The sequence below is a fragment of the Deltaproteobacteria bacterium genome (assembly GCA_026129095.1).
Lineage (GTDB): Bacteria > JAGRBM01 > JAGRBM01 > JAGRBM01 > JAHCIT01 > JAHCIT01.
Genome location: JAHCIT010000004.1, coordinates 324336 through 334849, shown reverse-complemented (window position 1 = coordinate 334849; position 10514 = coordinate 324336). Strand labels below are relative to the sequence as shown.

General features: G+C 63.1%; 12 protein-coding genes. 3 read left to right on the top strand and 9 right to left on the bottom strand.

Annotated features, from left to right (window positions below; translation table 11 throughout):
• The first annotated feature begins 239 nt into the window (after positions 1-239).
• Complete coding sequence (locus tag KIT79_08160) at positions 240-464, top strand: hypothetical protein (GenBank protein MCW5829276.1); 225 nt, start codon at positions 240-242, stop codon at positions 462-464.
• A gap of 104 nt (positions 465-568) precedes the next feature.
• Here the strand turns inward: KIT79_08160 and KIT79_08155 are convergent, their stop codons facing one another.
• Entirely contained in the window at positions 569-1561 is a 993-nt protein-coding gene (locus KIT79_08155; GenBank protein MCW5829275.1) for a hypothetical protein, read from the bottom strand.
• Positions 1562-1573: 12 nt separating this feature from the next.
• Positions 1574-2053: a hypothetical protein gene (locus KIT79_08150; GenBank protein MCW5829274.1), complete on the bottom strand. Its 480-nt coding sequence runs from the start codon at positions 2051-2053 to the stop codon at positions 1574-1576.
• A 489-nt stretch (positions 2054-2542) separates the two neighbouring features.
• Between KIT79_08150 and KIT79_08145 the strand changes: the two genes are divergently transcribed.
• Positions 2543-2947: a TfoX/Sxy family protein gene (locus KIT79_08145; GenBank protein MCW5829273.1), complete on the top strand. Its 405-nt coding sequence runs from the start codon at positions 2543-2545 to the stop codon at positions 2945-2947.
• Positions 2944-3300, top strand: a complete 357-nt coding sequence (locus KIT79_08140; protein ID MCW5829272.1) for a hypothetical protein — start codon at positions 2944-2946, stop codon at positions 3298-3300. The genes KIT79_08145 and KIT79_08140 overlap by 4 nt, the downstream gene beginning before the upstream one ends.
• A gap of 7 nt (positions 3301-3307) precedes the next feature.
• On the opposite strand, the gene KIT79_08135 is transcribed toward KIT79_08140, so the two are convergent.
• The 7 genes from KIT79_08135 to gspE are packed head-to-tail and all read right to left on the bottom strand — an operon-like array spanning position 3308 to position 10503.
• Positions 3308-5071, bottom strand: coding sequence for a general secretion pathway protein GspK (locus KIT79_08135; protein ID MCW5829271.1), 1764 nt, complete (start codon positions 5069-5071; stop codon positions 3308-3310).
• The gene (locus tag KIT79_08130) at positions 5068-5847 is read right to left on the bottom strand and encodes a prepilin-type N-terminal cleavage/methylation domain-containing protein (protein ID MCW5829270.1); all 780 of its coding nucleotides are present in this window, start codon (positions 5845-5847) and stop codon (positions 5068-5070) included. The genes KIT79_08135 and KIT79_08130 overlap by 4 nt, the downstream gene beginning before the upstream one ends.
• Positions 5844-6284, bottom strand: a complete 441-nt coding sequence (locus KIT79_08125) for a type II secretion system protein (GenBank protein ID MCW5829269.1) — start codon at positions 6282-6284, stop codon at positions 5844-5846. The genes KIT79_08130 and KIT79_08125 overlap by 4 nt, the downstream gene beginning before the upstream one ends.
• Entirely contained in the window at positions 6281-6877 is a 597-nt protein-coding gene (locus KIT79_08120; protein ID MCW5829268.1) for a GspH/FimT family pseudopilin, read from the bottom strand. Before KIT79_08120 ends, KIT79_08125 begins: the two co-directional genes overlap by 4 nt.
• 36 nt (positions 6878-6913) lie before the next feature.
• Positions 6914-7381: a type II secretion system major pseudopilin GspG gene (gspG, locus tag KIT79_08115; protein MCW5829267.1), complete on the bottom strand. Its 468-nt coding sequence runs from the start codon at positions 7379-7381 to the stop codon at positions 6914-6916.
• 31 nt (positions 7382-7412) lie between these two features.
• On the bottom strand, positions 7413-8720 hold the full coding sequence (gspF, locus tag KIT79_08110; GenBank protein MCW5829266.1) for a type II secretion system inner membrane protein GspF: 1308 nt from the start codon (positions 8718-8720) through the stop codon (positions 7413-7415).
• A gap of 25 nt (positions 8721-8745) precedes the next feature.
• On the bottom strand, positions 8746-10503 hold the full coding sequence (gene gspE / locus KIT79_08105; GenBank protein MCW5829265.1) for a type II secretion system ATPase GspE: 1758 nt from the start codon (positions 10501-10503) through the stop codon (positions 8746-8748).
• Positions 10504-10514 lie beyond the last annotated feature (11 nt).

The following is a 10514-nucleotide window of genomic DNA, read 5'->3' as shown; positions in this document are numbered from 1 at the left end:
ACCACGGCTCACCACGGCTCACCACGCAAAGTGACGCAGATCATTTTTTGCAGTCAGAAAATTGACAGACCTCAGTGATATTGACGCTTTTGACACCCCTTTGGGCGATTCATCGGGCGACCATGAATGTGAATTCTGTCAAACTTTGCGCGTATTTATGACGGCTTTGCCACGCCTGCCGGTATTTTGGCATTTTTCGTGCACCTCAAGCCGTGCGTCCGGAGAGGAACGTAACCAAAGTGAGCGATACGCAGTTCAACAATCTTGGTTTCCGTCGCCTGGGCCCCTCGGCCCAGCGTGACGAGCGGCTCACTCTCTCCGACGTCGTGGAAACCCTCGCCACCGCCAAGGTGGCCTTGGACAAGGCCGACGTGGCCCGTTCGGTGGGTCGGCTGATCAATGCAGGCCGGATCCGCTTCCAGGGAGACCTGAAAGGTCTGAAGGTCCGCGTGACCGACAACTAAGCCCCCTTCCCCGATGGAGGACCCTCCGCCTCCATCGAGGTTTTCCCTAGACCCCGGGGCCGGCGAAAGCCGGCCCCTTTTAATTGTGCCTGGGGGCCGCCTTTTCAGACGACCGTAATATCGACAGTGGGGCCGAGCGTGAGCTCGCAGGTCCGGAGCCGGCCGGTTTCGTAGGGCTCGCCGTCAATCACCGTGAGTCCGCAGTTCTCGATCCTGAGACTGCGGGGGCCGAACTGCCGGAGATGAATCTCGTCGCCCCAGTTCCGCAACCGTCCGCGCCCCCACATGACGAGGGGCAGTGAGGCGGCGGTCTTGTACAGGTTGTCGGTCCGGTAGGTCATGAAACCCATGTGGCTGCCGGTGCGGGGCGGATACTCGAAAAGCTGGAAGCCCAGGATAAGCGTCTGGATGGTCGAGGCGACGCAGAACGTCTGGGCCGTGAGCGTCTCGCCGCCGGGGGTGACGCCCTCGCTGGAATGGTAGGCCGCCTCCAGCGGTTTGTACCATTGATTGTACGCCTGCTCGGGGCGGGTCACGGCGTCGGCCACGAACCGGAGAATCATCTTGGTGGTTTCGGCGGGGCCGCCGTCGGTTTCCAGGTATTTCAGGACGAACCTGGCGATGAAGCCATCGGTAAAGGTGAAGCAGTAAACGGGGTCGCCGCCATCGAATCTCACCTCGATCAGGTTCCGCTGTACCCGGCGCGGAGTGCGGCCCTCCTCGAAGATTTCCGCCCAGCGGACAAGTACGCCGTCGGGCGAGCCCGCCAGTCCCACGTCATTGAACAGCATGTTCATGCCGCCATCACCCAGCACCAGTAGCGGCGGGACCGGCTTTTCCGGTCCGAACAGCGTGAGCCACCGGGAATAGAGGTAGTGGATCGTTCCGTCTCCGCCCGAAACAGCCAGCTCGTTCACGTTTGCGGAGGCGAACTCCCGCAGCACGCCGTCCACCTCGTCCACGCTGGACGTGGCCCGGACAATGGCGAAATCGTCATCGAGCAGGTACCGGGCGCGGCGCTCGAAGCCGGGCGTCTTCCGGTTGCCGCGGGCGTTGCGGTTGATGAGCAGGCCGGCGCGGGGTGATGCTGGGGGCACGGGGTGGAAGCGTTACTTGCTGGCGGCCTTTTCGCCGTCTTCGGCGGCCTCACCGGCGTGGTAAAGGATGCGGCCGCAGTAGTCGCAGGTCTGGAGCTCCGAAACGCGGAGCACCTGGTTCACCTTCTGCATCTGCACGGTCATGTTGCAGCCGGAGCAGCGGGCGGCCTTCTTGGAACCGGGGGTGTAGTCGATCGGGACGATGCCGCGGCCCTTGACCGAGCGGACCCGCTCGTAGACGCGGTACCACCGCTGGTCGACCTTTTCGATCAGCTTGTTCCGGTCGGCCAGCATGGAATCCAGCTTCTGCTTGGCCCCGGTGGCGGCCGTGTTCACGGCGTCGATTTCCGGCTGCAGCCGGGCGCGTTCGGCGTTCATCTGTTCTTCGAGCCTGGTAAGGTCGGTGACCTGGATGCCGATGTCCACTTCGAGCTTCTTGATCTCGTCGGATACCGTCTCGATCATCCGTTTGGAGTTTTCGAGCTCTTTCATGACCGCCGTCTGCTCGCGCTCGGTCTTGATCTGGAGCTGCCGGGCCTCGATGCGCTTGAGGTTCTCCTTCTCGGTGGCGAGGAAGACGACCTTCTGGTCACGGCTCTTCTGGAGGGCATCCCGGCGGCGGCGCAGTACGTCCGCCCCCTGGCCTTGCGAGCGGATCTGCCCTTCGAAGGCTTCGAGCTTGACCGGGCTCTCCTTGACGGTTCGTTCGAGACTTGTGATCTCGTCATCAAAACGGGCCAGGTTGAGCAGGTTCTGGATCAGTTGGGATGAAATGGCTGCCTCGCTCCACAGGCCGGAAAAGACGAGTCCTTTCCGGGGCCTGCCGGGGGGGGACTTTTTTGTGAAAAACCCCCGGTGGCGCGTTGCTTTAGGGGCTAATGCCCCCCTCTGTCAAGACCGGTAGGCGCCTTTCGTCGGGTGACGGCCCAGGGGCCTTCAGACCCCTGTTTCCAGCCAGCCGCTCCGGTAAACTCCCTCAACATGGCGGCAGGGGAATCATACCGGGATTTCGTGCTGGATCAGCTTGGCTTGCTGGGCGGCGCCACGGCGCGCGCGATGTTCGGTGGCTACGGCCTTTATCACGATGGCCTGTTTTTCGGGCTGATCTGGAAAGAGCGGCTTTATTTCCGGACCGGACCGGAAACCCGCCCCCGGTACGAATCGGCCGGCATGGAACCCTTTTCCCCCGGCGGGAAGGTGGCGCTCAGGAACTACTACGAGGTTCCGGCAGACATCATCGAGGACAGCAAGGAACTCGCTGCATGGGCACGGCTAGCCCTCGATGCTTCGGTCGCGGCGGCCTCGGCCCCGAAATGCCGTCCTGCGCGCTTAAGGCCCCGTCCGGGAGCACCCCGGCGCCGTTCCGGCCGGGGAGCCCGCCGGTGACTCCCTTGATCCGTCAGATGGCCGCAGCTCTCGCACTGGCCGCGCTCGCGGGGTGCAGTTCGCCGGTTGAGCGGATCATTTCGGTCCAGATGGACCCGCTCCGGCCTGATGGCTCTACCTGGGACATCCTGGGCGGTCCGCCCGACCCATTCATCGTCGTTGACGGGCAGAGCTACCGTGACCACGCCTGCGAGGATTCCTACAAGTGCAGTTTCCGGGTCAAGGGGCGGCAGCTGTACCGGATCGAGGTGAAGGACCGTGACAACATGATGGACCAGAGCGCCGGCAAGACGTGGTGCCTCGCCGGGAAATCCTGCCGGACCAAGGCAGCCACGGTCAGGGTTTCGGGCTAGCTGGGGATCAGTCCTGGTCCCACCGTAGGATTTCGGCCACGGGCGGTTCGCTGGGGCTTGCCATGGGCGGGATATAGACCGTCGCTGCAACCCGGGACTCGACCGGTTCAAAATCGGTGGCGACTCCGACCTGTCCGACCGCCTCAATTGTGATCCAGCGGGAGGTGATGGTGTCGAACTTCTGGGGCGAGGGGGGCTTCTGCATGCTGAGCCCGAGGATGAACCGGTTGGAGATGTTCAGGAGCTCGTCGCCGGTATAGGGCAGGTTGGCGTTGTTCAGGACGGCCTTCAGCGTCTCCGGTATGAACAGGTAGGGCATGGGGCCTCCCTGGCTGGCCTGCTTGGGACAGAGGAACTTGTTGGGGTCCGGCCCGTCCAGTTCGCCCTTGGCGCCCCGCCCAAGCTGCACGGCGTCGGATTTCTCCCCGATGGCCGCCTGTCCGATGGCCGACTGGGTGTTGATTACCCGGTCGCTCCTCAGGCCCGGCCCCCGGAAGCAGTTGATGGCCGTGAGCAGGTTTTCACGGTTTTCCAGCGTGTTCAGGCGCGGATAATCCTGTATGCAGTCGCCGAACTGGGGGTTGTTGCCCTGGCATCCGCCGATGAAGAACGCCTCGATCACCGGGTCGGGGGCCGTGTGGAGGTTCACGTCCGGCGAAAAACACGGCATGCCGGGCGCCTTGTTCGGCGGCGTATCCGGTGCGTAGAGCGTCGACAGGCAGTTGTTGTTGCCCTGCGGAGGGTCGTTGTAGTCGGTGCGTGTGTATACCGTCAGGAAGGGCGCGATCTTCCGGTACATCCCCGGCGTCATGCCGCGGATGAGCCTCAGCTCACCGATCGACTCCATCGGGCCATTCCGGGGCTCGTACGGCTCGTCCAGCCCGGTGTAGTAGTTCCGCTCCGCTCCTCCGTCACAGTTGTAGGAGCCCGCCGATCCGCCCCCTTCGTGATCGTCGGGATCGAGCCAGTCGAGGATCGCGCACATGATCTTGCCGACCTCCTCGACGGTGGGGGCGTCCTCCAGGGCATCCTCGTCCCTGGAGTCGCGGTCGCCCTGGAAACGGTGCGCGCCCTTCTGCTGGAACTTGCGGCGGAGCCGGGCCACGGTCCCGCCCTGCTGGTCACCGTAAGGAACGGTCTGGTCGATGATGAGCTGGGCGATCTGGCGGTACAGGCGGACATTGAACGACGGTTTTCCGCCGCCGTACGGCATCCAGTAGACCAGCGCGTTGATGTTGAACTTTCCGGCTTCGTCATGGAACCGGATTTCCACGTCCACGTTGTCGTCCTCAAAGAAGTTGAACCCGGTCGTGCTGGAGATGAACGAAAGGTATCCATTGGGCGGATCGTAGGGACTCGCCGCCGTGCCCATCGACGGTGCCTTGTCGCCATGGGCAATGGCCTGCTCGCGGTCCCTGCGCCTCTGCTCGGCGTCATCGACCGATTCGTTGGCGAGCCTGACAAACCCCCCGATCCCGAATCCCGGCATCCCCAGATCCATCATCATGGCTGCCCAGTCGTTGAACCGGTCAATCCTTAGGAACGTGGCCCCGGCCTCGACGCCGGCCTTGGCCGCAAACCTCGCCTGCTGCCGCTGGCGGGCGTTGGCCGCTCCCTGCAGGTCGACCTGGGTGTTGTAAAGGAACTCGGCTGCAGCGGCCACGGCAAGAACCATCATGAGCAGCGCCACGACCAGGGCCACCCCGCGTTCACGGCTCCTGGCACGCCGGATACGTGGCCGCCCGACCCGGAAGAAAGCGGAAAACCTCATGGGCAGGAGTTCCCCACGCGCTTGCCGGGCGCTTCATTGGAGGGCCGCTGCCCCCCTCCCGGGTTCTTGCAGGGCTTGGAGGCAGGTATGTAGGTGACCGTGTAGAGGCTCTGGTTGCCGGCATCCGGATCGTCGTACTCGATCAGGATTTCCACGGCGCGCGGCAGATGCCCGAACTTGTCCTCGCTCATTTCGTCGGTCGAGTCCCAGTCATCGATCCACTCGTCCTCTGTTCCGCGGTTCAGGTAGCGAAGGTCGAACCGGGTGATGTTGGGCAGGACTTCGCGTTCCTGGACGGCGTATTTGGTGTAGCTGTTCCGGTCATGGACAAGCGCCTGCTGGCGGAACAGGGCCGGGCCCGTGATGGTGGTATCCGCCGGGCGGCCCGTAAAATAGGCAATGAGCGCCTCGTCGCTGGATGGCCGGTGGACGGACACGCTGAGGGCGGTGGTCACGAACCGGACCTCATCCAGCTCGCCGGAGTTCTTCCCGATGAAGACATAGGGGCAGGTGTCCGCCCGGTCCATGCAGTTGCGGCGGGTCGATGCCGGATTGATGCCGAAATAGGCCCCCCTGAGCTCCCGGTCCAGCCGGTTCACGAAACGGTTGATCCGGTTGTAGGCGAGCTGGATCTGTTCGGCGCGTGCCTTGCCCTCAAGGGCCGGGACGAGAGCGGCATAGGTGGCACTCGTCATGAGCGCCAGGATGGCGATCGCCACCATGACCTCCAGCAGGGTGAATGCGCCGGTGGGGTGCCGTCTGGCTGCCTGGATCACTGCTTGGAGGCCTCCACCCAGCCCTTGACCGTCTTCACCGTGTAGTCCCGCTGCTCGCCATCCTCGAACCAGATGACCTTCGCCTCGACGGCGAAGATGGTGATGGGAATCTCGGGAAGCAGGGCCTTGAAGTTTTCCAGGTTCTGATTGGCCGTCATGCGGTATTCCCACTGGAAATCGGGGAACTCGTTGCCGAAATTGCCCCGCTCGAACTCGTTGTCCAGCGGCTTTTCGTACCGGGCATCCACCTGGGCGATGACCCGGTTGATGAGCATCTGGGACAGTTCCATGTTCCGGCGCTGCATGGCGGCGCGCACGCCCATCTGGACGACACCGAGCAGCGAAACGAGGGCCATCATCATGATCGTCATGGAGACGACGACCTCGATGAGTGTGAAACCCTGCTCTGAGGGCAGGCCGCGCCGCCGGGCAGTCATCGGGATCTCCGGGGTGCCGCGGCCCGTACCTGGGCGTGCGCGGGAAACAGAACCCTGGGGTCGGCGCCCCCGCGGTACACTTCGGCCGAACCGGTGTTGGGATCGGGCACGATGGCGATCTCATCGCCGGTGTCGTTGGCGATGGTGAGAACTGCCTCTTCGATGCCGCCATCCGGGTCAAACTGGAAGAAGGCCGTGCCCTTGTTGTAGTTGGAGCCCTCAACCCACAGGGACTGGAAATACACGCTGTCCAGCAGCGGCCGGGCCTTGCCCAGCGGCGTGGTCATGGGGGCAAAGCCGTCCTCTCCCCAGATGGCGACCCAGTAGCGGCCCTGCGCGAAATCCACGTAGAGTCTCGTCGGGCGCCGGCGGAACACTGCCTCGCCGCTGGCGAACCGCATGGCGCCGCTGAGGGACCGGGACTGCGAGAGCAGGTTTATTTCGGTGCGCTCGCCCACATACGGCACGACGATGCCGAACACGAGCGTCAGCATGAACAGGACGATCGCCAGTTCGACCAGTGTAAAGCCGGTGGTGCCGGTATTCCTGCGCCGTCCGCCCTTGGGCGGACGGCCGGCAGTAGCGGATGTCATCGTGCCGCGCTGTAGCATGGCGGCTCCCGCCGCGGCCTAGTTCCGGTCGCCGTCGGCGCTGGAAATGTCGGCCGCTTCGCCTTCGCCTCCGGCCTGGCCATCGCTGCCGTAGGAGATGATGACATAGGGCTCGCCGCCCGGACCGGGGGACTGGTAGACGTAATCGTTCTGCCAGGGATCCTTGGGAATGGAGCGTGCGGCGAGATACCCGCCCTTCTTGTAGTTCTTGCAGTTTCCGGGCGCGTCGCCGGTCAGTGCCCGCAGTCCGGTGTTGGAATCCGGGTAGACGAAGCAGTCGAGCCGGTAGAGATCCAGGGCCGCCTGAAGCGACTTGATCTGCGTACGGGCTGCATCCCGGCGGGCGTCGGCCAGCCGGCCGAACACGGCGACACCGACGAGGCTCGCCAGAAGCCCCACGATGATCACCACGACGATGATTTCGATCAGGGTAAAACCGGCCTGGCGGCGGCGCCGGAGGCGGCGGTTGGGGAGGGTGCGTTTCATGATGAAAATGTCTCCTTGGGTCTCATGGGGTTCAGTTCTTGATGGCGCTGGTCATCTCGATGATCGGCAGCAGCACGGCTATCACGATCAGCAGCACAACACCTGCCATGATCACGATAATTACGGGCTCCAGCAGGGTAGTCAGGACCGAGATTGTTTGCGATACCTCGTCGTCGTAGGTGTCAGCCACCTTGAGAAGCATCTGTTCCAGTTCGCCCGACTGCTCGCCTACGAGGACCATATGGGTGACGATCGGCGGGAAGACGCCGCTCGCCTTGAGCGGGCCGGCGATGCTCGATCCTTCGGAGATGCTTTCCCGCGCCTTGGCGATGGCATCCTCAAGCACGACGTTGTTCAGCACGTTCTTGGTGATGTCCAGGGCCTGCAGGATCGGTATGCCGCTGGTCAGCAGGGTGGAAAGTGTCCGGGTGAACCGGGCGATGGCGACCTTCCGGATCAGCGTCCCGAATACCGGAACGCGGAGCAGGAAGGCGTCGATGGTTTCCCGGCCCTTTGGCGTGGCGCTCCAGCGCCGGAACATCACGAATGCTCCGGTGACAATCGCGAGCAGCAGCCACCACCAGTCGAGGAGCCCGTTGGCCAGCCCCTGAAGGATCCGGGTGGGCAACGGGAGTTGCGTCCGCTGGGATTCAAAAATCGTGAGGATTTTCGGCATCACCGTCGTCAGCATGAAGACAACGACGCCGATCGCCAGCAGCATGAGGATGAGCGGGTAGATCATGGCGCCCGACACCTTGCGGTTCAGGGCGAGCTGGCTTTCCAGAAAATCTGCGAGCCGCCGGCAGACCACATCCAGGCTTCCCGAGCTTTCCCCGGACTGGATCATGTTCGTGTAGAGGGCCGGAAACACCTTGGGGTGCTTGCGCATCGCATTGGCGAGCTGGGAACCCTCGTTTACCTGGTCCTTGACCTCGGTGATGACCCGGCGGAGGGCCATGTTCTCGGTCTGTTCGGAAAGTGCTGTCAGTGACTGCACAAGCGGCAGGTGGGCCGAAAGCAGCGTGGCGAGCTGGCGGGAGAAGATGACAACGTCCTGAAGGCCGATGCGCTCGGTGAACCGTTGGAGAAGGTTCTGCTGGGAAAGCTCCTGGAGCTTTTCCAGCGCCGTGGCGCCTTCACCGCCGGCGGCAATCGCCTTGCTTTCCCGGTCCTTCTTCGCCTTTGCCGAGACGCGGCCCTTACGGGACTCGCTGATCCGGGTGACAAAGACCCCCTGTAGCTTCAGTTTCTGTTTGGCCTGTTTCTGGCTGTCGGCCTCGATCACGCCCTTGGCGCTACGGCCTTTCTTGTCCAGCGCGACATATTCGTAGACAGCCATGGTGGTTCCCGCAGGGCCGGCGGCCTCAGGCGAGTTCTTCCTGCGTAACGCGCATGATCTCCGCCGTGGTGGTCACGCCGTCAATGATCTTGCGGATGCCGTCCTCGCGAAGCGTCGTGAGTCCTTCGGCCTGGGCCGTTTTCTTGATGAGTGCCGCATGGGAACCCTTCATGACGTGCTCACGGATGGTGTCGCTGATGACCAGCAGTTCATAGATACCGGTCCGGCCCCTGTAGCCGGTGTGCTGGCACTTGTCGCAACCCTTGGCACGGTAGAGTTTCCCGTCAACCAGCTGGCTCCGCTTGATACCCAGTTCGGCCAGTTCCGCGTCGGGTGGTGAATAGGCTTCCTTGCAGTCCGGGCAGAGCCGCCGGGCCAGGCGCTGCGCCATGATGCCGAGTACCGACGAGGCGACCAGAAAGGGCTCGATGCCCATGTCCACGAGCCGTGCAATGGACGAGGCCGAATCGTTGGTATGCAGGGTCGAGAAGACAAGGTGGCCGGTCAGCGAGGCATGGATGGCGATTTCCGCTGTTTCGCGGTCGCGGATTTCGCCGACCATGATGACGTCAGGATCGCGGCGGAGCATGGAACGGAGCCCGGAGGCGAAGGTGAGGTCGATTTTCGGGTTCACCTGGGTCTGGGAGATGCCGGTAATCTGGTATTCGACCGGGTCCTCGATCGTGACGATCTTGAGTTCCTGGTTGTTGATCTTCATCAACGACGCGTAAAGGGTCGTTGACTTGCCGGAACCGGTCGGCCCCGTGACCAGCAGGATGCCGTGATCCTGGTTGATGATCTTTTCCAGTTGTTCCCGTGTCCTGCCGGTGATTCCGATCTGGTCGAGGCCGAACACGACGTTGGTCTTGTCCAGAAGCCGCATCACCACGTCTTCGCCGTAGACCGTGGGCGCGGTGGCTACACGGATGTCGATATCCCGGCCTGCGAGCTTGATCTTGATGCGGCCGTCCTGGGTGAGGCGTTTCTCGGCGATGTTCAGCCCCGCCATGATCTTGATGCGGGTCAGCACTGACGACTGGAACCGCTTGGGAATATGGAGCACCTCGTGGAGAACGCCGTCGATCCGGTAGCGCACGATGATGTCGCGTTCCTGCGGCTCGACGTGGATATCCGATGCCCGCTCCTTGACGGCCTGGTAGAGCAGGGTGTTGATGAGCCGGATGACCGGCGCCTCGTCGTCGCCTCCTTCCAGCAGGTCTTTTGGCTCTTCAAGTCCGCCAGCGAACTCGTCGAGGTCGGTTTCGTCCTCATTGAGGTTGTCGAGCGCCGCTCCGGCCGTGGCGGTTGCCCGGTCATAGACGCGATTGATCATGTGCTCGACGGCCGAAGGGGTGGTGACGACCGGCTCCACCAGCGCACCAAAAATCTTTTCCAGATCCTCCATGACCGACTGGTCCTGGGGCATGGCGGTCGCGACTTTCAGGGAGTCGCCGTCGCGGCGTATCGGGAGAACGGCATGCTCGCGCGCGTACTGGATCGGAACGCGCTTCACCAGCTCGAGGTCCACGTCCGCTTCCACGATCTTCGGCGTGAACTCGTAATCGAAGTAACCGGCAAGGGCCTGGTAAAAGACGTCCTCGGACAGCTGCTTCTTGCTGATAAGCAGGGCGCCAAAGTGGAAGTTCTTGTCGTTTTCCTCGTATTCGGGGACCAAATCCGGCCGCCAGGCCGGATCAACCCGCACCGCACTCCGGATCTCGGCCTCGGGCAGCGAAGCCGTCCTGGCGAGGATGGGGATCAACCGGTCGGCAATGGCGCTCATGAGTGACCTGT

What these genes read in the sequence shown, in the direction of transcription:
- gspG (MCW5829267.1), bottom strand. Translation starts at nt 7,381, where the DNA reads ATGAAACGCACCCTCCCCAACCGCCGCCTCCGGCGCCGCCGCCAGGCC.
- gspE (MCW5829265.1), bottom strand. Translation starts at nt 10,503, where the DNA reads ATGAGCGCCATTGCCGACCGGTTGATCCCCATCCTCGCCAGGACGGCT.
- KIT79_08125 (MCW5829269.1), bottom strand. Translation starts at nt 6,284, where the DNA reads ATGACTGCCCGGCGGCGCGGCCTGCCCTCAGAGCAGGGTTTCACACTC.
- KIT79_08145 (MCW5829273.1), top strand. Translation starts at nt 2,543, where the DNA reads ATGGCGGCAGGGGAATCATACCGGGATTTCGTGCTGGATCAGCTTGGC.
- KIT79_08150 (MCW5829274.1), bottom strand. Translation starts at nt 2,053, where the DNA reads ATGAAAGAGCTCGAAAACTCCAAACGGATGATCGAGACGGTATCCGAC.
- gspF (MCW5829266.1), bottom strand. Translation starts at nt 8,720, where the DNA reads ATGGCTGTCTACGAATATGTCGCGCTGGACAAGAAAGGCCGTAGCGCC.
- KIT79_08120 (MCW5829268.1), bottom strand. Translation starts at nt 6,877, where the DNA reads ATGACATCCGCTACTGCCGGCCGTCCGCCCAAGGGCGGACGGCGCAGG.
- KIT79_08135 (MCW5829271.1), bottom strand. Translation starts at nt 5,071, where the DNA reads ATGAGGTTTTCCGCTTTCTTCCGGGTCGGGCGGCCACGTATCCGGCGT.